The sequence below is a fragment of the Bradyrhizobium sp. 164 genome (assembly GCF_023073715.1).
GTDB lineage: Bacteria > Pseudomonadota > Alphaproteobacteria > Rhizobiales > Xanthobacteraceae > Bradyrhizobium.
The window spans coordinates 1-24,963 of record NZ_JADPKA010000093.1 but is presented as its reverse complement, the minus strand read 5'-3'; the positions used below and the strand labels follow the sequence as shown (position 1 = coordinate 24,963).

At 64.7% G+C, this 24,963-nt stretch carries 20 protein-coding genes and 2 pseudogenes; 10 read left to right on the top strand and 12 right to left on the bottom strand.

Translation table 11 applies throughout. From position 1 onward, the window contains the following. Nucleotides 1–64 precede the first annotated feature (64 nt). Nucleotides 65–1,726 (bottom strand): electron transfer flavoprotein-ubiquinone oxidoreductase, encoded by a 1,662-nt coding sequence (locus IVB01_RS27480; protein ID WP_247279656.1) that lies wholly within the window; start codon nt 1,724–1,726, stop codon nt 65–67. A gap of 135 nt (nt 1,727–1,861) precedes the next feature. Between IVB01_RS27480 and IVB01_RS27475 the strand changes: the two genes are divergently transcribed. After that, nucleotides 1,862–2,671, top strand: coding sequence for a uracil-DNA glycosylase (locus tag IVB01_RS27475; RefSeq protein ID WP_247279655.1), 810 nt, complete (start codon nt 1,862–1,864; stop codon nt 2,669–2,671). A 41-nt stretch (nt 2,672–2,712) separates the two neighbouring features. On the opposite strand, the gene IVB01_RS27470 is transcribed toward IVB01_RS27475, so the two are convergent. From IVB01_RS27470 to IVB01_RS27455, 4 genes are all read right to left on the bottom strand, one after another. After that, entirely contained in the window at nt 2,713–4,221 is a 1,509-nt protein-coding gene (locus IVB01_RS27470; RefSeq protein WP_247279654.1) for a glycosyltransferase family 39 protein, read from the bottom strand. A 143-nt stretch (nt 4,222–4,364) separates the two neighbouring features. Then, nucleotides 4,365–5,261: a ribonuclease HII gene (locus IVB01_RS27465; protein WP_247279653.1), complete on the bottom strand. Its 897-nt coding sequence runs from the start codon at nt 5,259–5,261 to the stop codon at nt 4,365–4,367. A gap of 77 nt (nt 5,262–5,338) precedes the next feature. Beyond that, nucleotides 5,339–5,794 carry a VOC family protein gene (locus IVB01_RS27460; RefSeq protein WP_247279652.1) on the bottom strand — a complete coding sequence of 152 codons (456 nt, stop codon included), beginning with the start codon at nt 5,792–5,794 and terminating at the stop codon, nt 5,339–5,341. Nucleotides 5,795–5,817: 23 nt separating this feature from the next. Beyond that, nucleotides 5,818–6,993 (bottom strand): PA0069 family radical SAM protein, encoded by a 1,176-nt coding sequence (locus tag IVB01_RS27455; protein WP_247279651.1) that lies wholly within the window; start codon nt 6,991–6,993, stop codon nt 5,818–5,820. Between the two features lie 209 nt (nt 6,994–7,202). Here IVB01_RS27455 and IVB01_RS27450 point away from each other — a divergent pair, with 209 nt between their 5' ends. Further along, a complete protein-coding gene (locus IVB01_RS27450) occupies nt 7,203–9,617 on the top strand; it encodes a phosphoketolase family protein (protein WP_247279650.1) in 2,415 nt (804 codons plus the stop codon). Between the two features lie 4 nt (nt 9,618–9,621). Then, nucleotides 9,622–10,818, top strand: a complete 1,197-nt coding sequence (locus IVB01_RS27445) for an acetate/propionate family kinase (RefSeq protein ID WP_247279649.1) — start codon at nt 9,622–9,624, stop codon at nt 10,816–10,818. A gap of 263 nt (nt 10,819–11,081) precedes the next feature. Here IVB01_RS27445 and IVB01_RS27440 read toward each other — a convergent pair whose 3' ends face one another. Then, on the bottom strand, nt 11,082–11,921 hold the full coding sequence (locus IVB01_RS27440) for an RMD1 family protein (RefSeq protein WP_247279648.1): 840 nt from the start codon (nt 11,919–11,921) through the stop codon (nt 11,082–11,084). A gap of 321 nt (nt 11,922–12,242) precedes the next feature. On the opposite strand from IVB01_RS27440, the gene IVB01_RS27435 reads away from it, so the two are divergent. Next, nucleotides 12,243–12,818, top strand: coding sequence for a glycosyl transferase (locus IVB01_RS27435; protein ID WP_247495007.1), 576 nt, complete (start codon nt 12,243–12,245; stop codon nt 12,816–12,818). A 62-nt stretch (nt 12,819–12,880) separates the two neighbouring features. Then, on the top strand, nt 12,881–13,810 hold the full coding sequence (locus IVB01_RS27430) for a helix-turn-helix domain-containing GNAT family N-acetyltransferase (RefSeq protein WP_247279646.1): 930 nt from the start codon (nt 12,881–12,883) through the stop codon (nt 13,808–13,810). A 188-nt stretch (nt 13,811–13,998) separates the two neighbouring features. Here the strand turns inward: IVB01_RS27430 and moaB are convergent, their stop codons facing one another. Both moaB and IVB01_RS27420 read right to left on the bottom strand, forming a co-directional pair. Beyond that, a complete protein-coding gene (moaB, locus tag IVB01_RS27425) occupies nt 13,999–14,562 on the bottom strand; it encodes a molybdenum cofactor biosynthesis protein B (RefSeq protein WP_247279645.1) in 564 nt (187 codons plus the stop codon). 107 nt (nt 14,563–14,669) lie between these two features. Next, nucleotides 14,670–15,608 (bottom strand): neutral zinc metallopeptidase, encoded by a 939-nt coding sequence (locus IVB01_RS27420; protein ID WP_247279644.1) that lies wholly within the window; start codon nt 15,606–15,608, stop codon nt 14,670–14,672. A gap of 418 nt (nt 15,609–16,026) precedes the next feature. Between IVB01_RS27420 and IVB01_RS27415 the strand changes: the two genes are divergently transcribed. The 3 genes from IVB01_RS27415 (at nt 16,027) to IVB01_RS27405 (ending at nt 18,485) form a co-directional block, all read left to right on the top strand. Beyond that, nucleotides 16,027–17,157 (top strand): site-specific DNA-methyltransferase, encoded by a 1,131-nt coding sequence (locus tag IVB01_RS27415; protein ID WP_275974795.1) that lies wholly within the window; start codon nt 16,027–16,029, stop codon nt 17,155–17,157. Between the two features lie 190 nt (nt 17,158–17,347). Next, complete coding sequence (locus IVB01_RS27410; protein WP_247279642.1) at nt 17,348–17,674, top strand: hypothetical protein; 327 nt, start codon at nt 17,348–17,350, stop codon at nt 17,672–17,674. 130 nt (nt 17,675–17,804) lie between these two features. Next, a complete protein-coding gene (locus IVB01_RS27405; protein ID WP_247279641.1) occupies nt 17,805–18,485 on the top strand; it encodes a glutathione S-transferase family protein in 681 nt (226 codons plus the stop codon). 58 nt (nt 18,486–18,543) lie between these two features. Here the strand turns inward: IVB01_RS27405 and IVB01_RS27400 are convergent. The 3 genes and pseudogenes from IVB01_RS27400 to IVB01_RS27390 form a co-directional block, all read right to left on the bottom strand. Next, nucleotides 18,544–20,554: pseudogene (locus tag IVB01_RS27400) on the bottom strand (methyl-accepting chemotaxis protein). Nucleotides 20,555–20,829: 275 nt separating this feature from the next. Next, nucleotides 20,830–20,964 (bottom strand): DUF1127 domain-containing protein, encoded by a 135-nt coding sequence (locus tag IVB01_RS27395; RefSeq protein WP_247279679.1) that lies wholly within the window; start codon nt 20,962–20,964, stop codon nt 20,830–20,832. A gap of 86 nt (nt 20,965–21,050) precedes the next feature. Continuing rightward, on the bottom strand, nt 21,051–21,494 hold the full coding sequence (locus IVB01_RS27390) for a nuclear transport factor 2 family protein (protein WP_247279639.1): 444 nt from the start codon (nt 21,492–21,494) through the stop codon (nt 21,051–21,053). Nucleotides 21,495–21,586: 92 nt separating this feature from the next. Here IVB01_RS27390 and IVB01_RS27385 point away from each other — a divergent pair. Next, a pseudogene (locus IVB01_RS27385) lies at nt 21,587–22,511 on the top strand (LysR family transcriptional regulator). 88 nt (nt 22,512–22,599) lie between these two features. Here IVB01_RS27385 and IVB01_RS27380 read toward each other — a convergent pair. Next, a complete protein-coding gene (locus IVB01_RS27380; protein WP_247279638.1) occupies nt 22,600–23,220 on the bottom strand; it encodes a glutathione S-transferase family protein in 621 nt (206 codons plus the stop codon). A 128-nt stretch (nt 23,221–23,348) separates the two neighbouring features. On the opposite strand from IVB01_RS27380, the gene IVB01_RS27375 reads away from it, so the two are divergent. Beyond that, the gene (locus tag IVB01_RS27375) at nt 23,349–24,632 is read left to right on the top strand and encodes a flavin-dependent oxidoreductase (protein WP_247495006.1); all 1,284 of its coding nucleotides are present in this window, start codon (nt 23,349–23,351) and stop codon (nt 24,630–24,632) included. Nucleotides 24,633–24,963 lie beyond the last annotated feature (331 nt).

Genomic DNA, 24,963 nt, shown 5'->3' with positions numbered 1-24,963 from the left:
CGTGCGTCACATTGCCGGGGTGGCGTAACCCCGGCCACATCGGGCCTGGATACGTGATCCCGGCTTACATTGCCTCGTAATTCGGGCCGCCACCGCCTTCCGGGGGAACCCAGGTAATGTTGCCGTTGGGGTCCTTCACGTCGCAGGTTTTGCAGTGGACGCAATTCTGGGCATTGATCTGGAAACGCGGGCCAGACCCCTCCTCAATCCACTCATAGACGCCGGCCGGGCAATAGCGGCTCGAGGGACCGGCGAACACGTCGTGCTCCGAGGTCTTCTGGAGGTTCATGTCAGCGACCTTGAGATGGACCGGCTGGTCCTCCTCGTGATTGGTGTTGGACAAGAACACCGAGGACAGCTTGTCGAAGGTGATCTTGCCATCCGGCTTCGGATAGTTCTTCGGTGCATGCTGCTTGGCCGGATCGAGCGTGGCGCGGTCATGCTTGAGATGCGATTGCGTGCCGAACAGCGAGGCCCCGAACAGCGTGTTGCACCACATGTCGAAGCCGCCCAGCGCGACGCCGAGCACGGTGCCGAACTTCGACCACAGCGGCTTGACGTTGCGGACCAGGAACAAATCCTTGCCGACCGACGAGGAACGCCAGGCGTTCTCGTATTCCACGAGCTCGTCATTGGCGCGCTCGGCGGCGATCGCCGCAGCGACGTGCTCGGCGGCGAGCATGCCGGTGCCCATCGCATTGTGCACACCCTTGATGCGCGGCACGTTGACGAAACCGGCCGCGCAGCCGATCAGCGCGCCGCCGGGGAAGCTCAGCTTCGGCACCGACTGGTAGCCGCCCTCGGTGATGGCGCGCGCCCCGTAAGCGAGCCGCTTGGCGCCTTCGAAAGTGCCGCGGATCGAGGGATGGGTCTTGAAGCGCTGGAATTCGTCGAATGGGGACAGATAGGGATCGTCGTAATTCAAATGTACGACGAAGCCGACGGCGACGAGATTGTCGTCGTAATGATAGAGGAATGAGCCACCGCCGGTCTTCATATCGAGCGGCCAGCCGAAGGAATGCTGGATCAAGCCCTTCTGGTGCTTGGCGGGATCGATCTGCCAGACCTCCTTGAGCCCGATGCCGAACTTGGGCGGTTCGGCCTTGGCGTCGAGTGCGAATTTGTTGATGAGCTGCTTGGTCAGGCTGCCGCGCGCGCCTTCGGCGAACAGCGTGTACTTGCCGAGCAATTCCATGCCGCGGGTGAAGGAGTCCTTCGGCTTGCCGTCCCGGCCGATGCCCATGTCGCCGGTGGCGATGCCCTTAACCTTGGCCTCCTCGTCATAGAGCACTTCGGCCGCCGCAAAGCCCGGATAGATTTCGACGCCGAGCGCCTCGGCCTTGCGCGCCAGCCAGCGGCAGACATTGCCGAGCGAGCCGATGTAGCAATGATGATTGTCCATCAGCGGCGGCATCATGAAGTTCGGCAGCTTGATCGCGCCGCCGGCCGTCATCCAGTAGAAGCGGTCGTCCTTCACCTGGGTTTTCAGCGGGCAGTCGGAATCCTCGCGCCAGTCCGGAACGAGCTTGTCGAGCCCGGCCGGGTCGATCACGGCGCCGGAGAGAATGTGCGCGCCGACCTCGGAGCCCTTCTCCACCACGACGACGTTGAGATCGGCGTTGAGCTGCTTCAGCCGGATCGCAGCCGACAGGCCCGAGGGGCCGGCGCCGACGATGACGACGTCGAATTCCATGGATTCGCGAGGAGGGAGTTCTTCGGTGCTCATCTGATCTCAGCCCTTGAGACGGTCCTTGGTCGATTGCGCCCTCTTGTTTCCGATTTTTCCGGGTAGGACAACCTCGGAAATACGTTTCGCCGGGGTGCAAGACCGCCCAAGCTGATATAAAAGTCAGACTTTCCCATGATCCCCGAACCCGCACCCACCATCCGCGAGCTTCTCGCCTTCTATCTGGAGGCCGGTGTCGACTGCGCGCTCGCCGAGGAACCGATCGACCGCCTGGCGGAATTAGAAGCCCCGCCACCGGCTCCGCCCGTGGCACCGCCGGTCGAGCCATCGCGGCCGGTCGCCGCGCCGACGCTAATGCGCGGCGAGGCAGCCCTTGCCCCCGACGTCGCGATTGCTTCGGCACGCGAGGCCGCGCGCACGGCGCCGACGCTGGATGCACTGCGCGAACTGATGCAGAGCTTCGAGGGCTGCGCGCTGAAGCACACCGCGACGCGGCTGGTGTTCGCCGACGGCAATCCTAAGGCGCGCATCATGTTCGTCGGTGAGGCGCCCGGGCGCGACGAGGACATCGAGGGACTGCCCTTCGTCGGGCGCAGCGGCAAGCTGCTCGATCTCATGATCGGCGCGATCGGGCTCAACCGCACCACCGCCTATATCGCCAACGTCATTCCCTGGCGGCCGCCCGGCAATCGGACGCCGACGCCGCAGGAGACGCAGATCTGCCTGCCCTTCATCCAGCGTCAGATCGAACTGGTCAATCCGGATGTGCTGGTGACGCTCGGCAATCCCTCGACGCAGACGCTGCTCGGAACGCGCGAAGGCATCATGCGCACCCGCGGCCGCTGGTTCGACTACGACACCGGCCAGCGCACCATCCGCGCGCTGCCGACATTTCACCCGGCGTACCTGCTGCGCTCGCCGTCCTACAAGCGGCTGGCTTGGCAGGATCTGCGCGCGGTTGCGAAGGTGCTGGCGGGGTCGTGAGGGACGGGACACTCTCCTTCGTCATTGCAACGGAGAGAGCGCTACGTCCCCTTCGGCCGCACGATGGCCCAGCCGATGCGCAAAAGCTGCTGGCGGCCGGTTACCAGCCATTCGAAGGCGCGCGGGACTTCCGGGACGATGTTGGGAAATCGTTTGAGGATCTCCGGCGGCGGGGTGCCGGCGGTGTCGGAGGCGCGCCAGACCACGACGCCGCCGGTCTCGCTGAACTTGGCCTGATTCATCCACGGCGTGCGCGCAGGATCGGCATCGATGAAGAGATGCGGCCGGCCGGAATGCAGCGCGATCAGGCTCGCAAGCTGGGTCTCGCCGGCGACCGCGCGCAGGCGATGATTGGTGCGGCGGGCGAAGCTCTCGTCGAAGAAATCCGAGATCGCGCGCGCCGGCATCGAGGTCGCGATCTCGCCGGTGCCGGTCCAAGGCATGATCAGGACGGCGAGCACGACGCCGATGGCGGGCGCGATGATTGCGGCGGCCCAGACCATGCGCAGCATCCGCGCGCGGCGCATCGCGATGAGATCCCCTGCGGCGGCCACCACGGCAAGCCCGGACATGACCAGCATGACGGCGGCGCCGCCGACGACGGATTCGAGCCCGAGCAGGCCGGAGATCAGCACCGCGCCGAGTGGCGGCGCCAGCGCGAAGAAATAGACGAAGTTGCTCGCGAGCGGCTCGACCGGCGGGCGATAGATGATCGGCGGCTCCTCGCCCTTGCCGGCGAACATCCCGGTATTCAGGAAGGTCAGCGCCGGAATCGCCGCCGCCCCAAGCGCGAGCCCGCCGAGCAGCCAGGCTGCGTGCAGGACGCGGGCGTTGAGCTCCGAAACTTGCGGCAAGACCGGCATCGTCAATGTCTCGGCGCGCATCAGCCAAATCGCATAGGGCAGCGCCAGCACGGCGACGACGATCAGCGCGAATAGCGGATCGAGCCCGCGCAGCGTCCTGCGGCCTCCCGCCGTCGAGATCGCGAAGACGACGATCAGGAGGAGGAGGAAGATCGCGGCGGGCGTCGTGAGCAACAACAGGCCGGCCTCGATCGACCAGACGAACCAGGCATTGCCGCGGCGCTGGCCGATGATCTGCCAGGAGTGCAGCAGCAGCAGCGCCCAGAGCGGCCGTGCCAGCACCAAGGGTCCGAAGTCGAGCGCGGACGAGGAGAAGGCTAGCACGGTCATGGTCAGCAGCACGGCGAGCACCGCCTGCTGTGAGCCGACGACGGCACGAGACAGATGAAAGAGCGCGATGAAGGTCGCGATCTCGCAGAGCTCAGCGAGGACATACACGCCGAACATGTGACCGCCGGCGGCGCGATAGGCCATGTCGGCGAGCCAGACAGGCAGCGGCGGGCCGAGATCGGTGCCGACCTGGTACTCGCGGCCGAAGGCCAGCAGCGTCGCCAGACTGCCGGGCGGGCTGCGGTAGAACACCAGCGCCACGAACAGCCACATCGCCGCCTGGAGCAGCACGGCGATCCACACGATCAGCCGCGGCCGGGCGCGAATGAGCTCGATGACCAGCGAGGTAAACCGCATGCAACGTCCGAAAGATGCAGCCAACCCGTCCAGCCGGCCCTGTTCGCTCACACCTGTTTTGATAAAGGGCGCTGCGCGTCGTGGCAACCGCCGCAAGTCGTCATGCCGGGCTTGACGGATGGGGGAGGCTGCGGAGGAAACACCTAGAGATTCGCAGACGCGTCGATCTCGATTTGGGCTTCCACCTGCACCTCGACCTCCGCGACAGAGAACAGATCCTGCGCCGGCTCGACGGTCCAGGGCATGTGCTTGGCGCGGGCGGCGGCGACGGGGGCGAAGAAGCTGCGGTGGTGGATGGAGGGGCCGAGGCGATCCAGGGCGTCGAGATGCTCGGGGACAGCGTAGCCCTTGTGCTGCTCGAAGCCGTAGCCGGGGCAGTCCTGCGCCAGCGCGCACATCAGCCGGTCCCGCGTCACCTTGGCAACGATGGAGGCGGCCGCGATTGACAGCACGATGCCGTCACCGCCGATCACGGCCTCGCAGTCGCATTCCGTATCGAGCCGGTCGCGGCCGTCGACGAAGACGTGGCGCGGCGCCTCGGGCAGCGCCACCACCGCGCGCTTCAGCGCCCATAGCGAAGCACGCAGGATGTTGTCGCGGTCGATCCGCGCGGGCGAAGCCACGGCGACCGAGACCTGCGCGGTGGCGCAGATCTTGTCGAACAGTTTTTCGCGCTCTTCGGCGGTCAGGCGCTTGGAATCATCGATGCCACGGGGAATGCGGTCGGGATCGAGGATCACGGCCGCCGCCACCACGGGGCCGGCGAGCGGTCCGCGACCGGCCTCGTCGCAGCCTGCGACCGGCCAGACGCCGCGCTTGATCAGCGCGCGCTCACGACGGAAGCTCGGCGGGGCCACGGCAATGATGCCTTTCCGGCCGGCGCTTTTGCCGGTTAAAGCCTGAACCTCCGACGCCTTAGTTTCCGACGACTTGGCTTGCGGCGGCTTGCCTTCCAACGTGTTGGCAGGCGCAGCCTTCTTCGCACCGTCTTTTTTTGGCGTGTCTTTGGCCAGCTTCTTGGCGGACTTGTCCCGAATCATGGTGGGGATCGTGCGCAAGCGGCTTCGCCAGCGCAACCTGGAACCCGAGACAATTCCCGTTATTCAGGTGAGCCGCCCTATTCCGCCAAATGCACCCGTCGGTCCTCGCCCACCTCGATCCCGGGTGCGACCACGACCTCCCAAGGATGGCCATCGGGATCGGTGAAATAGCCGGAATAGCCGCCGTAATCAGTCTCGTGCGCCGCTTTCAGCAGCGCTGCACCCTTGTCGACAGCGAAAGCCAGCACCGTATCGACCTCCTCGCGCGTCCGGCAGTTCCAGGCGAGCGTCATCCCGCGAAATGCCGGCGGTCTTGGATTGTCCGGCAACCCGGCGTCGGCGGCGAGCTGATCCCAGGGATACAAGGCGAGCACCGGACCACCGGTGTCGTAGAATGCGACCGCCTCACCGGTCGCCTTGAGCAGGCGCGAGAAACCGAGCGCCTCGTAAAAGGCAATGCTGGCGCGGATGTTGCTGACACCGAGCGTGACTACGGTCAGCCGCGGCACCGGCACGGTGGTTTCCTCACTCATGTTACGCCTCGTCCACTTCGCGATCAGAACAGGCTGAGCTGATCGCCGTTCCGCTTCGGCCGCGCGAAGTGATCGGTGGTCAGCTTGGAGCGCCGCTTGTTGAGGCCGAGCCTGTCGCAGGCGATCTCGAAGCGACGGCCGATGGTCCAGGCCATCGGGCCGGTCCCCTTCATCCGCTCGCCCCATTTCGCATCGTAGTCGCGGCCGCCGCGCATGTCGCGGATCAGCGTGAAGACGTGGCGGTAGCGGTCTGGATAGTTCGCCATCAGCCATTCGCGAAACAGATCGCGGACCTCGAGCGGCAGCCGCAGCAGCACGTAGGAGGCTTCCTTGACGCCGGCATGGGCTGCGGCATCAAGAATGCGCTCGATCTCGGAATCGTTCAGCGCGGGGATCACGGGCGCGACCATCACAGTGGTCGGAATGCCCGCCTCCGAGAGCTGCTTGAGCGCTTCCAGTCGCTTCGGCGGCGTCGCCGCCCGCGGCTCCATGGTGCGCGCGAGCCTCGGATCGAGCGAGGTGACGGAGATCGCGACCTTGGCGAGGTTGCGCTTGGCCATCCGCGCGAGAATGTCGATATCGCGCACCACCAGGACCGATTTGGTGACGATGCCGACGGGATGCCCGGCGCGCTCCAGCACCTCTAGGATGCCTCGCATGATCTTTCGCTCGCGCTCGATCGGCTGATAGGGATCGGTGTTGGTGCCGATCGCGATCATCCGCGGCTCGTAGCCGCTGGCAGCGAGTTCCTTCTCGAGCAGCGCCGCCGCCTCGGGCTTGGCAAACAGTTTGGACTCGAAGTCGAGCCCGGGAGACAGGCCGAGATAGGCGTGCGTCGGCCGCGCGAAGCAATAGACGCAGCCGTGCTCGCAGCCGCGATAGGGGTTGATCGAGCGGTCGAAACCGATGTCGGGGGAATCGTTGCGGGTGATCACCTTGCGTGAGGTGTCGATCCCGACCGTGGTCTTGAACGGCGGCAGTTCCTCCAGGCTCTGCCAGCCATCGTCGAAGGCGACGCGGGCCTCGGCCTCGTAACGGCCGCTGGCGTTGGACTGGACGCCCCGCCCTCGCCTGCGTGCGCGATCGATGGCGACGCCAAGCTCGGGAAAATCGACAGGAAAATCAGAAGGCGCACCCGCCGGCTCGGAGGGCGCCGTAACCGGCGGGTGCTTGAGGGCACGAGAAGATGCTCGACTCATGAACCCAACATAGCACGCGCCCAGAACAAATCAAGAACAAGAGCAAAAACGCGGAAACAACCCCATGCACAGTAGCGCTGCCCAAACTTCGGGCGCGCGCCCTTGACCTCACGCAACACCGGCGGGGCGGCGATCCCGTTTCATGGCGAAGGGATCAATCGCGCCGGAACAATGTTGATGACGATCGCTGGGTGAAGGTCGGCAAGAACATGACAAATCAACGACAATTGCGCGCCGCGAGCAGCGAACTCGATCTCCTCGATCGCTACTGGCGTGCCGCCAACTATCTCTCGGTCGGGCAAATCTATCTCCTCGACAATCCGCTGTTGCGCGAACCGCTACGGCCCGAGCACATCAAGCCGCGCCTGCTCGGCCATTGGGGCACGACGCCCGGCCTGAACTTCATCTATGCTCACCTCAACCGCGTCATCCGTGCGCTCGACCTCAACGTGATCTACGTCTGCGGTCCCGGCCATGGCGGCCCGGGCATGGTTGCCAACACCTATCTGGAAGGCAGCTACAGCGAGATCTATCCCGACATCGCGCGCGATACTGAGGGATTGCGCAAGCTGTTCAGGCAGTTCTCCTTCCCCGGCGGCATTCCGAGCCACGCGGCGCCGGAAACGCCGGGCTCGATCCACGAGGGCGGCGAGCTCGGCTATGCGCTGGTGCACGCCTATGGCGCGGCATTCGACAATCCCGACCTCATCGTCGCCTGCGTCGTCGGCGACGGCGAGGCCGAAACCGGCCCGCTGGCGGCGTCGTGGCACTCGAACAAGTTCTTGAACCCGGCCCATGACGGCGCGGTGCTGCCGATCCTGCACCTCAACGGCTACAAGATCGCCAACCCCACCGTGCTCGGGCGGATGCGCAACGAAGAGATCCGCGACCTCTTCCGCGGGCTCGGCCATGAGCCGCTGTTCGTCGAAGGCGACGATCCCAAATTGATGCACCAGGCCATGGCGGATGCGCTCGACGTCGCGCTCGTCAGCATCCGCTCGATCCAGCAGCACGCCCGCGATGGGCGCAAAAGCGTCGAGCGACCGCGCTGGCCGATGATCGTGCTGCGCAGCCCCAAGGGCTGGACCGGCCCGAAGGAGGTTGACGGCAAGAAGGTCGAAGGTTTTTGGCGCGCGCATCAGGTGCCCGTTGCGAGTTGCCGCGAGAATCCGGCGCATCTGAAGGTGCTCGAAGACTGGATGCGCAGCTATGAGCCGGACAAGTTGTTCGACCCCAGCGGGGCGCTGATTCCCGAGCTTCAGGCGCTCGCGCCCGAAGGCCAGCGGCGAATGGGGACCAATCCGCATGCCAATGGCGGACTGTTGAAGAAGGAGCTGAAGCTGCCGGACTTCCGCAGCTTCGCTGTCGAGGTACCGCAGCCCGGCGGTGTCGTGGCGGAAGCCACACGCGAGCTCGGCAAATTCCTGCGCGACGTCGTTCGCCTCAACGCCGAGGCGCGCAATTTCCGCATCATGGGCCCGGACGAGACGGCATCAAACCGGTTAGACGCGGTGTTCGAGGCAACCGAACGCGTCTGGATGGAGCCAACCGAATCTTACGACGTGCATCTCGCGCAGGACGGCCGCGTCATGGAGGTCCTGAGCGAGCATCTCTGTCAAGGCTGGCTCGAAGGCTATCTGCTCACCGGCAGGCACGGCTTCTTCTCCTGCTACGAGGCCTTCATCCACATCGTCGATTCCATGTTCAACCAGCACGCCAAATGGCTGAAGGTGACGCGCGATCTGCCATGGCGCCGCCCGATCGCCTCGCTCAACTATCTCTTGACCTCGCATGTCTGGCGCCAGGACCACAACGGCTTCAGCCATCAGGATCCTGGTTTCGTCGATCTCGTCGCCAACAAGAAGGCTGACATCGTCCGCATCTATTTCCCGCCTGATACCAACACGCTGTTGTGGATCGTCGATCATTGCCTGCGCACCTACAACCGCATCAACGTCATCGTCGCGGGCAAGCAGCCGGCGCCGCAATGGCTGTCGATGCAGGAGGCGGCTACGCATTGCGACGCCGGCATCGGCATCTGGACCTGGGCGGGCACGGAGGAGGCAAACGCAGAGCCCGACGTCGTGATGGCCTGCGCCGGCGACGTGCCGACACTGGAGACGCTCGCCGCCGTCGACCTGCTGCGCAAGGCGCTGCCCGAATTGAAGATCCGCGTCGTCAACGTCGTCGACCTCATGACGCTGCAACCTCGGGCGCAGCATCCGCACGGCCTCTCCGACCGCGACTTCGACAGCCTGTTCACATCGGACAAGCCGGTGATCTTCGCCTATCACGGCTATCCTTATCTCATTCACCGGCTGACTTATAACCGCACCAATCATACCGGCATGCATGTGCGCGGATTTGCCGAGGAAGGCACCACGACGACGCCGTTCGACATGGTCGTGCTCAACGGGCTCGACCGCTACCATCTCGCGATCGAGGCGATCGAGCGCGTGCCGGGGCTTGCGACCAGGGCTGCGCAGGTCAAGCAACAGTTCCGCGACAAGCTGATCGAACATTCCCGCTACGTCCGCGAGCATGGCGAGGACATGCCTGAGGTCCGCGACTGGGTCTGGCCGAACAGCGCCGGCGGCAACACGCCAGCCGAAGCCGGCGACTGAAGCCATGTCGGACACTGTCCTTGTGCTCAACTCCGGATCGTCGAGCATCAAGTTCGGGCTGTTCGAGTTGGCGGCGTCCGGCCCCGGCCTGCTCTGCAACGGCTTGCTCGACGAGCACGAAGCAACGCCCCGCCTCGTGGTGAAGCGCCCGGCGGGCGAGAAGCTGTTCGAGACGCGAAGGGACGCGTCGGATACGGACAGCGGTCATCTGTTCGCCGACGTGCTGACCTTCGTAGACCAGCATTTCGGCGAGCATCGCCTGCGCGCCATCGGCCACCGCATCGTCCACGGCGGGCCGGACTACTCCGGACCCGTCGCGCTGACGGACGACGTCTATGCCAAGCTGGAGGCGCTGACCCCGCTGGCCCCGCTGCACCAGCCGCGTTGCCTGGAGCCGATCCGCATCATCCAGGCGACCCGCCCCGGTCTGACGCAGATCGCCTGTTTCGATACCGCCTTCCACCACAGCCTGTCGCCGCCCGCGCGCCGCTTCGCCATTCCGAGGCGCTATGAGGAGCGCGGCGTGCGGCGCTACGGGTTTCACGGCCTCTCCTTCGAATATGTCGCGGGCCGCCTCGCGGCAATCGCGCCGCAGCTCATCGCAAAGCGCACCGTCATCGCCCATCTCGGCAATGGCGCGAGCCTGTGCGCGCTGCACGAGGGCCGCAGCATCGACACCACGATGGGGCTGACGCCGCTCGACGGCCTCGTGATGGGCACGCGCTGCGGCACGATCGATCCCGGCGTGCTGCTCTATCTGCAACAGCACGAGAACATGCCGGCCGACGACCTTCAGCATTTGCTCTATCATGAGTCAGGCCTGCTCGGCGTCTCCGGCATCTCCGCGGACATGCGCACGCTGCTCGCGAGCAGCGAGGCCGCGGCGCGGGAGGCGGTCGATCTCTTCGTGCTCCGCGCGACGCAGCAGATCGTCATGCTGGCGACTACGCTTGGAGGGTTGGACTGCCTGATCTTCACCGGCGGCATCGGCGAGCATGCGAAGGAAATCCGGTTCGCAATTGGTGAACGCCTCGCCTGGCTCGGCATGCGGATCGATGCCGGTGCGAATGATGCCGCGCGCGAGCGCATCAGCCGGGGCGATAGCGCTATTGAGGTGTTCATCATTCCAACGAATGAGGAACTCACGATCGCGCGGCATTGTGCGGCGGCGCTGCAGATAATAGAGGGCGCATCGGATTAGCCCTTGATGACCGTCAATCCGTCGTTGCGAGCGAAGCGAAGCAATCCAGACTGGCTCTTCGGCGGGACACTGGATTGCTTCGCTTCGCTCGCAATGACGAAGAATGCGGTAAAGCAGCGCATCACAACGCACCGGCGAGCGTGGGGAGAACCCCTCACCCAAGTGAGTTTGCAAGTGAGCTTGCAAGTGAGCTGTGCCGACCAGCGGCGCTGCCCTCTCTCACAAGATGAGAGGGCGCAGTCACGCGCATCTCGCTCTCATTTCTAATGCGTCCCCGACCAGATCTGGAAGCACCCGATCGCGACCTCGATCACGATCAGCACCACCACCGCAATTTCGAGGCGGAGCGAGCGCTGGGTGTCGATGATGTCGGTCAGCGCGTTGGCGGTCTCCGACACCGCCGTGAGCTTGCGCTCGAGTGTGTCGAGGCGCTCCTTCAGCTCATACTCGTCCTCAAGACGGGCATAGAGCCGGTCGAGCTCGGGCTTCTCCCAGAGCACGTCGGGTTTTTCGGCGACGGCAACACGGCCCGCGACACGCTGCTGGACGAGAAGCGCGTTGCCGATCAGCCGCAATATACCTTTGCGCCGGCGCGGTGTACGGCCGCGCTCGGCGAGCTCCCGCGCAAACGGCTCGATCACGTCGAAGACCGCGGCGACGCGCCGCTCGTCGCGGGCCAGCGACGTGCTCTTGGCGAGCGCATCCGCGATCAGGAGTAGCCGGTCGTCGGAAAATTTGGCGAGGCAAATCGGTCCGCCGGGCTGGATCGCCTCGGCATTTTCGTCCTTGCAGAGCTGCGCCTGCGCGGTCTCTTCCTCATACGGACTGAACTCGCCGATCACCCGCGGCTTCAGGCTGTCGATCAGCACCTTCTCCTCGGAGGGCAGAAGTCCGATCAGCACCACGACGCCATAGCGGAAGATCACGACAAGCCCGGCATGGACGCGAAAGGCGGCCGGCGTCGAGGACACCAGTGTGCCGATCTCGAGGCCGGAGGCATTGATGCGGTCGCCCAGCATCAGGGCGCGAACCCGCAGGGTCGGCGCGGCGTCCTGCTTCGGCGTTGCTGCCGTCGTGTTGACAGCGAGTTGATCGGCGTTCATGCGAAGCCTCCGTCAGCACCCAATCGGCACCCAAGTCGCACATCTTTCCCGTTCGGCGGCTGGTTGCAGCCGATCCTCAACTGGACGATTGCGAACTGCCCTGCGCGGCGCAATATCGCTCCGGGTTAATACGGCCCGGATGAGCTTGTGCCGAAACATTCAACAATAATACCATCCCGCACGCGACACATTTGGGCGGTGGCGGGTTTACCATTGCATGCCGAAACCCGCCGAAAAGTTGCACTCGGCAACGCCACGTGTTTATGACAACATCATGAACAGCTACGCTTCTTCCGAAGTGCAGATATTAAAGCTTCAATCATGCTGAGCGTCATCATTCCGACCGAAGGCGTCGAGCAGACGGCAGTCGCAACGCTGGCCGCGCTCGTCCACGGCGCCGCGGCCGGCGTCATCCGGGAAGTGCTCCTGGTCGATGGCACCGGCAACGGTGTCATCGAGCGCGTCGCCGATGTCGCAGGTTGCCGCTTCATCGGCTTCGAGGGATCTTCGCAAGGCGCCGCGCGCGCCGCCGGCGCCCTCCAGGCCCGGTCGCCATGGCTGATGTTCCTCCCCGCCGGCGCGGTGCTGGAAACCGGCTGGATCGAGGAGACCACCCAGTTCATCCAGGCCGTCTCGAGCAGCGGCCGCGATCGCGCGGCGGTGTTTCGCTATGCGCGCTCGCCCTACGCCGATACCGGGCTCCGCGACATTTTCCGCGCCGTGGCGCGCAAGCTCGTCGGGCCGCTCGGCGATCAGGGGCTTTTGATCGCACGTGATCACTACGACCGGATCGGCGGCTACTCGCCGCAGGCCCGCCGTTCCGAGGCACGGCTACTCCGGCGGCTCGGCCGCTCGTCCCGGACCATGCTGCGCAGCCGGATCGTCATGGTCGGCTGAAGCCACCCGATACTTGTCAAAGTCAAACAATTGTTTGACAATGGCAAGTATCGAGGTGACCCATGTCAATTGCCGCTACCGACGACCACATTGCAGCGGTCCGCGCCTTCAACCGCTTCTATACCCGCAAGCTTGGTGTGCTCGACCAGCACCTTGGAAAAAGCCCATTTTCGCTCAGCGAGGCCCGGGTACTCTATGAACTCGCGCATCGCGACGACCTGGCGGCCAAAGAGATCGGAAACGAGCTTGGTCTCGATCCCGGCTATCTCAGCCGCATCATACAAAGCTTCGACGAAAAGGGGCTGATCACGCGAAAGCCCCTGCCCGCAGATCGCAGGCAATACCAGCTCAGCCTCACCGCCAAAGGGCGCCAGGCCTTCGCCAAGCTGAACCTGAGCTCGCAAAATGAGGTCGCCGCAATGCTGGCTCAGGTTTCGGCCAGCGATGCAGCGCGTCTTACGCAGGCCATGGCGACCATTGAGGCCGTGCTGGAGCAACGTCGAAGCCAGCCCGCGCCTTTCATGCTGCGCAGCCATCGCGTCGGTGACATGGGCTGGGTCATCTCCCGGCAGGCCGCCGCCTATGCCGCGGACTATAATTGGGACATCAGCTACGAGGCGCTGGTCGCCGAGATCTGCGCAGAGTTCATCAAGAACTACGACGCCGCGCGCGAGCACTGCTGGATCGCGGAGGTGGGTGGCGAGCCGGTCGGCTCGATCTTTCTGGTCAAGGCCACCGATGAGATCGCCAAGCTGCGCCTGTTGCAGGTGGAGAAGAAGGCGCGAGGGCTCGGCGTCGGCCGCGCGCTGGTCGAACAATGCATCCAAGGCGCGCGCGAGAGGGGCTATAGCAAGATGACACTGTGGACGCAGAGCATCCTCGTGGCCGCGCGGAGCATCTATCAAAGTGCAGGCTTCAAGCTCGTGAAGGAAGAGAAGCACCACAGCTTCGGTGCCGATCTGGTCGGCGAGACGTGGGAGCTGGATCTATAACGCTCTTGCAGCAAGCGAGGTGCGCATAAATGATGCCCTCGCCCCTTGCGGGAGAGGGCATGTCAACTGTCAGACACGGGCTCGCTTGGGTGAGGGGTATCTCTCTGGGCACGCCGTGCGGAAAGATACCCCTCATCCGGCGCTTCGCGCCACCTTCTCCCACAAGGGGAGAAGGGAAGAAAGTATGGCTACACCGTCGCTCCCTGCGCTTTCGGCCGGCGCAAGTGCTCGTCCAACCGCGGCATGATCTCAACGAAATTGCAGGGACGCGTGCGGTAGTCGAGCTGCGCGGCAAGGATGCCGTCCCAGCCGTCTCGGCAGGCGCCGGGGGAGCCGGGCAGGCAGAAGATGTAGGTCGCCCCCGCAACGCCCGCAGTAGCGCGGCTCTGGATCGTCGACGCACCGATCTTGGCATGGCTCAGCATGTGGAATGCGATCGAGAAGCCGTCCATGCGCTTCTCGAACAACGGCTCGATCGCCTCCGGCGTGACGTCGCGCCCGGTGAATCCGGTGCCGCCGGTGGTGATGACGACGTCTATGCCGGCATCCGCAATCCAGCCGCGGACCACGCTGCGGATCGCCTCGATGTCGTCGGTGACGATCTCGCGCGCGGCGAGCTGATGGCCGGCGGCGGTAAGGCGCTCGGCGAGCGTCTGGCCCGACTTGTCGTCGGCGAGGGCGCGCGTGTCGGACACGGTGAGCACCGCGATGTTGAGCGGGATGAACTGTTTTGTTTCGTCGATGGAGGCCATTCTTCACTCTCGCTCGTCGTTCCGGGGCTCGCGGAGCGAGAACCCGGAACCTCGCGCCGCAACTTCTGGATTCCGGGTTCGCGCTACGCGCGCCCCGGAATGACGGCTTACAACGCGCCGGCACCGAACGTGTTGCAGGCCTGCACCGTGCCCTGCTGGTAGCCGGTCATGAACCATTGCTTGCGTTGCGCCGCCGAGCCGTGGGTGAAGGAATCTGGCACGACGCGGCCCGTCGCCTGGCGCTGCAGCGTATCGTCGCCGATCGCGCTTGCCGTGGTCAGCGCGGCGTCGATGTCGCCGGGCTCGAGGAAGTTCGGACGCTTCTTGGCCTCGCGGTTGACCCAGACGCCGGACAGGCAGTCGGCCTGCAATTCCACCTTCACCTGAAGCGCATTCGCCTCGGCCTTGCTGCCGGCCTGCTGCTGCAGCCGCGTCACGCGCGGGATGATGCCGAGCAGGTTCTGGATGTGATGGCCGGCCTCGTGCGCGATGATGTAGGCGGTGGTGAAGTTACAGGCGGACTTGCCGGAGCAGCCGCGGAAGCGCGTCTCGACCTCGCGGAAGAAGCCGGTGTCGAGGAAGATGGTGCGATCCGGCGGGCAATAGAACGGCCCCATCGCCGATTGCGCCATGCCGCAGCGGCCGCCATTGGTGGCATTGCGGAACAGCACGATCTTCGGGCCGGTGTAGGACTGGCCGGAGGCCTGGAAGATCTCGCTCCAGCGATCGTCGATCTCGCCGAGGATGCCGGAGATCATGCTGCCCATCTCGTCGGTCGGCGCGCCGCGCTTGCCGGAGGACGCCTGGCGGTCGGTCTGGTAGGTCGGTGCATGGCCGCCGCCGGTGAGGATCTCGGCGCCGCCGATCAGGATGCGCGGGTCGATGCCGAAGGCATAGCCGACCAAGCCGAGGATGATGATGGTACCGATACCGAGCCCGCCGCCGCCCATCGGCAGCCCGAACCCGCCTCCTCCGCCGCCAAACCCACCACCCTCGTCGCGACGATCCTCGATGTCGTCGCTGCGGCGGAAGTCGTCGTAACGCATGGCGGCTTTTCCCCTGGGGGTCCCTGATTCGAGTTCGGCGGCGCGCATGACCACTGAAGCTCAACGCGCCACACACGTAAAATTTCCGTTGCTTTTATCAATATCGTGGCCGGCAAAAATTGCCTAGTGCGACACCATGCCGATGCCAGCAATTTTTTCCGAGGCTCGAGCAACTTTTTCCGAGAGAAATTTGGCGCCTTCCTGGAGCCTCGACTGCTTCCGCGACGCGAAGAAGCGCGAATTGCACTGTAAAACAGGGGGAATGCGCGCGACGTCCCGCACACAATTGGCGATGCGGAGGCTGCTCACGAAAGCGGCGGGTTAAGTCGATTTTTACTTTGCCGCTTCAATGTAACGGTCAGTCGGTTGTTTGGTCCCGCGTCGCCGACAGCGTCGCCTGAGTCAGAGTTCTTGAGTCATGGTAGAGTCGCGTCGCGGGGCGTCTGCAAGGGCGCCCCGCACAAATTTTGAGTCCCCTTCGCATCGTATCATCCTCGGTGATTGCGTCGCCGAGATGTCGAAGCTTCAGGCCGGTTCGGTCGACCTCGTGTTTGCCGATCCGCCCTACAATCTTCAACTTAAGGGCGATCTCAAGCGCCCTGACGAATCCCATGTCGATGCCGTCGACGACGACTGGGACAAGTTCGATTCGTTCTCCGCCTATGACGATTTCACCCGCGCCTGGCTGCTTGCCGCCCGCCGCGCGATGAAGCCGTCGGCGACAATCTGGGTGATCGGCTCCTACCACAACATCTTCCGCGTCGGCGCCATCATGCAGGATCTCGGCTTCTGGCTCCTCAACGACATCGTCTGGCGCAAGACCAACCCGATGCCGAATTTCCGCGGCCGCCGTTTCACCAACGCGCACGAGACCATGATCTGGGCCGCGCGCGACGAGAAGGCCAAGGGCTACACGTTCAACTACGAGGCCCTGAAAGCTGCGAACGAGGACGTGCAGGCGCGTTCCGACTGGCTGATTCCGCTCTGCACCGGCGAGGAGCGCCTCAAGGGCGCCGACGGCAAGAAAGTTCATCCGACGCAGAAGCCGGAAGGCCTGCTCGCGCGTGTGCTGCTGTCCTCCTCCAGGCCCGGCGATCTCGTGATCGATCCCTTCAACGGCACCGGCACCACCGGCGCGGTCGCAAAACGTCTCGGCCGCTCCTATATCGGGTTCGAACGCGACAAGACCTATGCGAAGGCGGCCGAAGCCCGCATCGCGGCCGTCGAGCCGCTGCCGGAAGAGAGCCTGGCCCCGTTCATGACCGCGCGCGAAGCGCCGCGGGTGGCGTTCTCCGAGCTGATCGAGCGCGGCATGATCATGCCCGGCACGAAGCTGTTCGACGCCAAGAAGAAGCTCGGCGCTCTCGTGCGCGCCGACGGCGCCATCATGTTAGGGGACAAGGTCGGCTCGATCCACCGCATCGGCGCCGTGGCGCAAGGCTCGGCCGCGTGCAACGGCTGGACTTTCTGGCACGTCGAGACCAAGAAGGGCCTCAAGCTGATCGACGAGCTCCGCGCCGAGATCCGCGCCGGCATGGCGGCGGAGTAGTTTCCCCTCTCGATGGTCATTCCGGGGCGCGCCTCTTGGCGCGAACCCGGAATCCATTGGCCCCCGTGCCCCCGTTGTACGATGGATTCCCGGCCCGCGCTTCGCGCCCCTCGGCATGACGAGCGTAGTTGAACGCGCCCGCTGTCAGGACTAGGATCAGCACATCGCACCCCGTCCTGGTCCGGATCCCATGCGACGACAGTCCGAGACATTGCTGCTGGTGCCGCTGCTGCCGATCTTCCTGCTCGGCATGTTTCCGATGTTCCTGATCGCACTGTTGGGATTTTTCGGCCTCGCCTTGTTCGGAGTGCTCGTGGTCTGCGTCGGGCTTGCCAGCAGCAACGAGGCCCACGACAACTTCAACCACGATGTCATCGTGCACGGCTACGCGCGCGGATCGGAGCGCAAGGCGCGGGCCTCCGACATGCATCTCGCGACCAAGCTCGGGCTGCGCCTGGAAGCGGTCGGCGCGGCGATGGTCATTACGGCGGCGATCGGGCTGGTCTGCGCCGGCTGATCTGCGCCGCGCGCAGATACCGCCCGGCAAACTCGCCGGTTGCGCATCCGCATGGTTCGGGTCAGACAAAGCGGCCTCGCGGCAATGATGCGGCGCCGCTCTCGGCAACGAACCCCTGGGGAGATGATCGATGCTCAAATTCTACTTCAACGGATCGCCGAACCCGACCAAGGTCGCGCTGTTCCTCGAGGAGGCCGGACTGCCGTTCGAGCCCATCGCGATCGACACCCGCAAGGGCGAGCAATTCACGCCGGAATTTCTCAAGATCAATCCGAATGCCAAGGTGCCGGCGATCGACGACGGCGGCACCATCGTTTTCGACAGCAACGCCATCCTGCTCTATCTCGCCGAGAAGACCGGCAAATTCCTGCCCGCCAATCGCGCCGAACTCCTGTCCTGGCTGATGTTCGTGGCAACCGGTGTCGGCCCCTATTCGGGCCAGGCCGTGCACTTCAAGCATTTTGCGCCGAAGGACCAGAACCACGACTACGCCCACAACCGCTACCAGTATGAGACCGATCGCCACTACAGGGTTGTCGACGCTCACCTCAAAGACCGTCGCTACATGGCCGGCGACGACTATTCGATCGTCGACATGGCGCTGTGGGGCTGGGCGCGGATGGTGCCGTTCAAGCTTGGCGACGACGCCTTTGCGCGATACCCGAATGTGAAGCGGCTGGTGGACGAGATCTCAGCGCGCCCCGCGGCTGCGCGTGCCATCGCGTTGAAGGACAAGTTCACCTTCAAGGCCGAGATGGACGACGAGGCCCGCGCCAACATGTTCAAGCACATGACGGCGAAAGTGGCCTGATCGCGCCGCGCCGGTCCATGAGGCCACGCGCATGCGCGTGGCCTCGTGCTTTTGCGACTCAGGCGGCGTGGACCGAGTTCAGGAACCTGGCGACCTCGACCTTCAAGCGGTTGCTGTCCGCCGATAGCGAGCGCGCCGCCGAGAGCACCTGCGAGGAGGCCGAACCGGTCTCGGACGCCCCGCGCTGCACGTCGCCGATATTGGTCGAGACGCGCTGGGTCCCGTGCGCGGCCTGCTGCACGTTGCGGGAGATTTCCTGCGTGGCGGCGCCCTGCTCTTCCACGGCGGCGGCGACCGCCGAGGAAATCTCCGACAGCCGCTCGATGGTGCCGCTGATCTCCCTGATGGCGCCGACCGATTGCTCGGTAGCGCCCTGGATGTTGGCAATCTGCTGGCCGATCTCGCCGGTCGCCCTCGCCGTCTGCTCCGCGAGCGCCTTGACCTCGGACGCGACGACGGCAAAGCCGCGGCCGGCCTCGCCCGCGCGCGCAGCCTCTATGGTGGCGTTGAGTGCGAGGAGATTGGTTTGCCCGGCGATCGTGCTGATCAGCTCGACGACATCGCCGATCCGAGCGGCCGCCTTGGAGAGCTCGCCGACACGGTCATTGGTCCTGCTCGCCTGACCCACGGCCTCACCCGCGATGCGGGCGGATTCCTGCACCTGGCGGGCGATCTCGCTGACCGACGAGGACAGCTCCTCGGTGGCGGAGGCGACCGCCTGCACGTTGGCGGTGGCTTCCTGCGATGCGGACGCCACTTCAGTCGACAGATCCTGGGCGCGCGAGGCGGTCGTGGTCAGCGTGCCGGCGGACGCTTCCAGCTCGTTCGACGCCGATGACACTGTGTTGACGATCTCGCCGACGGCCCGCTCGAACTGGTCGGCAAGCCTGACCATGTCTTTCTTGCGGTTTTCGGCCTGCCGCGCCTCGAGTTCGGCCTGCTCTGCGCGCATGCGCTCGGTGTCGATCATGTTGTCCTTGAATACCTGGATCGCTTTGGCCATGTCGCCGATCTCGTCCGCCTTGCCGCTCCCGGGAATGTCGACATCGAGATTGCCGCCGGCCAGCCGCCCCATCGCGCGCGTCATCGAGGTGAGGGGCCCGACGATGCTGCGGGCGATCAGGAAGGCGACGATGCCGCCGAACAGGATGGCGAGGCCGCCGGCGATCTCCTGAATGGTCGTCGTGCCGGCGATCACAGCTTCGGCATGGTTACGCGATTCCTGATAGTCTTTCTTCAGCGTCGCTTCCGCGGCCTTGAGCCTGGCGATACTATCGACGATGAGGGGCGCGAGATTCTTGTGATAGATCTCGTCGGCCTGAAGCATCGCGGCCGATGTCGTCTCGAACGCGGATTTGTAGATTCCGAGCGAGGTCTTCACCGGCGCGAGCGTGGCGCGCAAGTCCGTCGCCTGTGGGCTTTTCTCGATCGCCGCGAGCCGTTGCGCTGCCCTGTCCACGCTCGCCCTGAAATTCGCCGGCCCCTGCGCGTCACGCACGGCCAGAAAACGCCAGTTTGCGACCCGGACAAGGAGGATTCTGGATTCGAGGTCCGCGACCAGCGCTGCGGTGTCCTCGTCGGCCGAGGCGCGCGCCGCATCGACCAGCTTGCCCATCTTGACGGCCAGCTCCTCCCCGCTCGGCAGCAGCGTCGCCTTGCCCGTTCTTGCCTCGTTGACGGCGTCTCCGAGATTGTCACGCAGCCGTCGCATTTTGGCGATGTCGTCGATGAGGCCGTTGTAGAGCGCTCGCCGCTCCTCCGAGCGCGTTCCCTTCGCCCCGACCTGCAACAGCTCGGTCGCCGCGGTCTCCCGCTCTTGCGCCTCCTTCATCGCCGGCTCGTTGGCGTCGTAGACGTAACGCAGATTGGCGCGCTGAATCGCCTGAAGATGGGCCGATATCTCCAGCACCCGCGCCGTTGCTGTCCGAGAGCGCGGATTGTCTTGCGACCTGATCCTGCACCGCCCGCAAATTCCAGACGGCGACCACCGCCATCACCAGACCGACCGCCACAAGGGCCATGAAGCCTGCGTACAGGCGTCCCCTGATCCGCAAACGAAACTTCGGCATTCCCACTGTCCACCCAGATGCATTTCACTTCGAGCGGCCGAACAATTCCGGCGATCGTCACCGGCCACCCTGGCAGCCGCGCGTCGCGTCTTTGCGACTCACGCTGCACCGCGACACAATGGGGGACACTCGTTAATTGAACCTTCCAATTTTTCACGCCGAGCCGCGGCAACGCCGACGCAACTGCCGATTTTGTCGGCAGTTGCGCAAGGTTCTGGCGTGCGTCCCGCACCGGCTTGCAGATCGCTGCATGGGATGCCCTGGACGCGCTCTCTCTATTTCCGCCGGACAGGCTTCTTCAGCTCGTAGGCGATCTCTGCCCGGGTTATCCCACAGTCCTGAAGCTCCCGTTCGGTCATGGCGGCGAGCTGAGATCGTGCCTGAGACCGCTCGCGCCTGAGGCGGGCCATTTCGACCAGCGCCTGCCAGGTCTGCACGATCGTTATCGGCTGTGGCGGACGACATCGGCCGGCGGAGGTGACGCGGCTCAATCCACTCAGCTCGCCGCCCTCATGCCCGCTTGGGGAAAAGGACCGAGCGCCTTCTCGGTCAGGACTGAGTCGCAATATTCCCGGATCTCCTTGATCTTGCCGTCCTCCAGGCGAAACACGAGACAATAGTCGTTGTCGTAACGGACACCTTCGGGCGTGACGTTGTCGCCCTTGGCTTCCACCACGACGATATCGCCATCGGCAATGAAGCGGTGGGCGACCGTGCGCGTGCGGTCACGCAGGCGGGTGCGGACATAGCCGTGCAGATCGTTGAGGATCGCCTCCTTGCCTGCGAAGGTGCGCGACCAGGAATATTGCCCGGTCACGACCCATTTGGCGTCGTCGGCAAGGCTCGCGGCGAACAGCGCGCGGTCGCGCGCTGCGGGATCAGGGTTGGCGGCGGCGGCAAAGATATCCTGCATCAGTTTCTTGTTAGCGCTCGCGCTCATGGCGGCATCTCCTTGTGGTGACATCGGGGAAGATCATCGCCGGCCGAATACAATTCTTCAAATCGATAGCTAATATGATATCTATTCACCTCATGAATTTGAATTCGCTTGACCTCAACCTCCTGACCGCTCTCGATGCATTGCTGCGCGAGGCCAATGTCAGCCGCGCCGCACTCCGGATCGGGCCTGTCGCAACCGGCGGCGAGCCATGCGCTCCAGCGCCTGCGTGACATCTTTGGCGATCCGCTTTTGGTGCGTACCGGCGCGCGCATGGAGCTGACACTACGGGCCGAGGCGCTCCGCGCACCGCTGGCCCACGCGCTCGACCAGGTGCGTGGATTGTTCGTGCCTGAGGACTTCGACGCGGCGCGTAGCGAACGGCAATTTCGCCTGATGATGCCGGACCTTGCGGTCGAGCTGTTGATGCCGCCGCTGATGGAGAAGGTGACGCGCCTTGCGCCCAATGTCCGCATCGAAATCGTGCCATGGCGGGGACCTGCGATCTTCCACGCCGAGTTCGCCCGCACCATCGACCTCGTGATCTCGATCGGCAACGCCTTCAAGGGATTTCACCGCCAGCTGCTTTACACCGACAGCGATGCGCTGGCGGTGCGGCGCGGCCATCCCATGGGGGCGAAGCTGAAGCGCCGCTCGGCGTTCCTAGCTGCGCGTCATGTCGGCGTGATCATCCGCGGCCAGAGCGAGGATCTGATCGATACCTGGCTGCGCAGCAAAGGCATCGAGCGGCACGTCTCGCTGGTCGTGCCTGGATACCTCGAAGCCCTGCACGTCGCCGCCCGCACCGACCTCGTCGCCTTCGTGCCGCGCCGGCTGATCGCGGCGCTGTCGAGCCAGCTCGGCCTCGTCACGGTGACGCCGCCGCTCGACCCCGGCATCGACGAGCAGTTCATGTTCCATCCGACCCGCGCGCAGATGGACCCGGGATCGGTCTGGCTGCGGCGGCTGATGCTGGACACCGGACGGGAGTTGGAGAAAGCCAAGCGCAAGCTCCCGTAGGGTCGGCAAAGCGAAGGTGCCCACCATCTCGCGGCTTGGAAATGGGTGGGCACGGCACTTCGCGCCTTTGCCCACCCAACAAGGCCGCTTATGCCTTCTGCGCCTCCATTACCTTGCGCACGGCGGGGCGGTCGGACATGCGCTTGAAGTGATCCGCGATCTTCGGCGTCGCGTTGATGTCGACGCTGTCGCCTTCGAGCCAGGTCGAGAGGGTGTAGAGATAGGGATCGCAGATCGTGTACTGCTCGCCCATCACCCAAGGGCCCCGAAACATCTTCTGCTCGATCAGGGAGAAGCAGGCGCCCATGGTCTTCGGGACCATCGCCTTCATGTCGGCGAACGAGCTCTCCTGCGTCGCCCAGCGCGGACCGCGCATCTTGTGGGCATGGTTGATGTGTACGGTCGAGCAGAGATAGGAGTTGAACGACTGCACCTGGGCGAAGTCGAATGGATCGTCGAGCGGCGCGAGCTTCGCCTTGGGGAAGGTCTGCGCGAGGTAGGCCAGCATCGCCGGCGTCTCGGTCAGGACGCCGCGATCGGTCACCAGCGCCGGCACGCGGCCCTTCGGATTGATGGCGAGATAGTCCGGGCTGTTCTGCTGGTTATCTTTGAAGCTCAGCCGTTCGGCCGTGTAGTCGGCGCCGGCCTCCTCTAAGGTGATGTAGGTGGCGAGCGCGCAGGTGCCAGTGGCGTAGTAGAGCTTGAGCATGTCGGACCTCGTGGGAAAGCTGGAAATTAACGGCTGCCGGCCCCCACGTCCATAGCACGATACCCTCTTCGCAGTTGCCCACCGCCGCCCGCCTGTGCCAAGACGCCGGCAACAGGAGGGGGTTTGTCATGACGGTACTCATCGCCGGTGGCGGCATCGGCGGGCTGACGCTTGCGCTCAGCCTGCACGGAATCGGCGTTCCCGTAAAAGTGTTCGAGAGCGTCGCGGAATTGAAGCCGCTCGGCGTCGGCATCAACGTGCTGCCGCATGCGGTGCGCGAGCTGATCGAGCTCGGACTGATGGAAAAGCTCGACGCCAGCGGCGTGCGCACCCGCGAGCTCGCCTATTTTTCCAAGCATGGCAAGCCGATCTGGAGCGAGCCGCGCGGGCTAGAGGCCGGCTACAAATGGCCGCAATTCTCGCTCCATCGCGGCACGCTCCAGCAGCTCCTGCTCGACACTGCGGTCGAGCGGCTCGGCCGCGAGAACATTCTCACCAGCCATCATCTGACCGGCTGGACCGAGACGGCGGGTGGCGTGCGCGCCGACTTCATCGACAGGGCGACCGGCAAAGCCGCAGGCAGCTACGACGGCGCGATCCTAATCGCCGCCGATGGCATCCATTCCGCCGCGCGCGAAAAGCTCTATCCGAACGAAGGTCCGCCGATCTGGAACGGCCGCATTCTCTGGCGGGGCGTCACGCCGGCGAAGGCCTTCCTCACCGGCCGCACCATGATCATGGCCGGCCATGAGATCCTGAAATTCGTCTGCTACCCGATCTCGAAAGAGCCGGATGCGGCGGGCAATCACCTCATCAACTGGGTCGCCGAGCGCCACATGCCGCCGACCTATCAATGGCGCCGCGAGGACTATAACCGCACGGCGCGGCTGGAGGAATTTCTGCCCTGGTTCGAGAGCTGGCGGTTCGACTGGCTCGACGTGCCCGGCCTGATCAAGAACTGCCCGCACGCCTACGAATATCCGCTGGTCGACCGTGATCCGGTGTCGCAATGGACGTTCGGCCGTGTCACGCTGATGGGCGATGCCGCTCATCCCATGTATCCGATCGGATCGAACGGCGCCTCGCAGGCGATCCTCGATGCCCGCGTCATCACGCGTGAAATCCTGGCGCATGGACCGACGCAGGCAGCGCTGCTCGCCTATGAGGCCGAGCGCAGGCCCGCGACCACCGACCTCGTCCTGCTCAACCGCAAGAACGGCCCCGAGCAGGTGATGCAGCTGGTCGAGGAGCGCGCGCCCGACGGCTTTGAGGTCGTCACCGACGTGCTGTCGCAGCAGGAGCTGGAAGACATCGCCGCCAACTACAAGCGCGTCGCGGGTTTCCAGGTCGAGGCGCTGAACGCCAAGCCGGCAATCGTGAGCAAGGACGCGAAGCGGGTCGGTATGCGCTAGCTCAAAGCGAGTGCGCATGAGTGTGCCCTCGCCCCGTGTGGGAGAGGGCAACTCGCCGGTAGACACAGACTCACTTGGGTGAGGGGTTCTCTCCGCGCGTTCACGCGATTTGAGTTCGCGGAGAGATACCCCTCATCCGGCGCCAAAGCCGAAGCTTCGCTTCGGCGTCTTTTAAGGACGGCCGCCGGAGGCGGCCTTTGCCACCCTCTCCCACAAGGGGAGAAGGGAAGTGGGTCCAAACCGGCTACATGGGTAACAGACTAGACCGGCGACATGGGTAACAGGTCAACTATTCGGCAAGGAGGGCTTGCCGATGGCTTGGAAGGAGACC

Bases quoted from the DNA above. Each gene is read 5' to 3' on its own strand.
- IVB01_RS27420 (WP_247279644.1), bottom strand. From the start codon at position 15,608: ATGCGTTACGACGACTTCCGCCGCAGCGACGACATCGAGGATCGTCGC.
- IVB01_RS27395 (WP_247279679.1), bottom strand. From the start codon at position 20,964: ATGGCCCGCCTCAGGCGCGAGCGGTCTCAGGCACGATCTCAGCTCGCC.
- IVB01_RS27475 (WP_247279655.1), top strand. From the start codon at position 1,862: ATGATCCCCGAACCCGCACCCACCATCCGCGAGCTTCTCGCCTTCTAT.
- IVB01_RS27430 (WP_247279646.1), top strand. From the start codon at position 12,881: ATGTCAATTGCCGCTACCGACGACCACATTGCAGCGGTCCGCGCCTTC.
- IVB01_RS27460 (WP_247279652.1), bottom strand. From the start codon at position 5,794: ATGAGTGAGGAAACCACCGTGCCGGTGCCGCGGCTGACCGTAGTCACG.
- moaB (WP_247279645.1), bottom strand. From the start codon at position 14,562: ATGGCCTCCATCGACGAAACAAAACAGTTCATCCCGCTCAACATCGCG.
- IVB01_RS27450 (WP_247279650.1), top strand. From the start codon at position 7,203: ATGACAAATCAACGACAATTGCGCGCCGCGAGCAGCGAACTCGATCTC.
- IVB01_RS27380 (WP_247279638.1), bottom strand. From the start codon at position 23,220: ATGCTCAAGCTCTACTACGCCACTGGCACCTGCGCGCTCGCCACCTAC.
- IVB01_RS27390 (WP_247279639.1), bottom strand. From the start codon at position 21,494: ATGAGCGCGAGCGCTAACAAGAAACTGATGCAGGATATCTTTGCCGCC.
- IVB01_RS27435 (WP_247495007.1), top strand. From the start codon at position 12,243: ATGCTGAGCGTCATCATTCCGACCGAAGGCGTCGAGCAGACGGCAGTC.
- IVB01_RS27480 (WP_247279656.1), bottom strand. From the start codon at position 1,726: ATGAGCACCGAAGAACTCCCTCCTCGCGAATCCATGGAATTCGACGTC.
- IVB01_RS27465 (WP_247279653.1), bottom strand. From the start codon at position 5,261: ATGATTCGGGACAAGTCCGCCAAGAAGCTGGCCAAAGACACGCCAAAA.
- IVB01_RS27445 (WP_247279649.1), top strand. From the start codon at position 9,622: ATGTCGGACACTGTCCTTGTGCTCAACTCCGGATCGTCGAGCATCAAG.
- IVB01_RS27455 (WP_247279651.1), bottom strand. From the start codon at position 6,993: ATGAGTCGAGCATCTTCTCGTGCCCTCAAGCACCCGCCGGTTACGGCG.
- IVB01_RS27375 (WP_247495006.1), top strand. From the start codon at position 23,349: ATGACGGTACTCATCGCCGGTGGCGGCATCGGCGGGCTGACGCTTGCG.
- IVB01_RS27415 (WP_275974795.1), top strand. From the start codon at position 16,027: ATGGTAGAGTCGCGTCGCGGGGCGTCTGCAAGGGCGCCCCGCACAAAT.
- IVB01_RS27440 (WP_247279648.1), bottom strand. From the start codon at position 11,921: ATGAACGCCGATCAACTCGCTGTCAACACGACGGCAGCAACGCCGAAG.
- IVB01_RS27410 (WP_247279642.1), top strand. From the start codon at position 17,348: ATGCGACGACAGTCCGAGACATTGCTGCTGGTGCCGCTGCTGCCGATC.
- IVB01_RS27405 (WP_247279641.1), top strand. From the start codon at position 17,805: ATGCTCAAATTCTACTTCAACGGATCGCCGAACCCGACCAAGGTCGCG.
- IVB01_RS27470 (WP_247279654.1), bottom strand. From the start codon at position 4,221: ATGCGGTTTACCTCGCTGGTCATCGAGCTCATTCGCGCCCGGCCGCGG.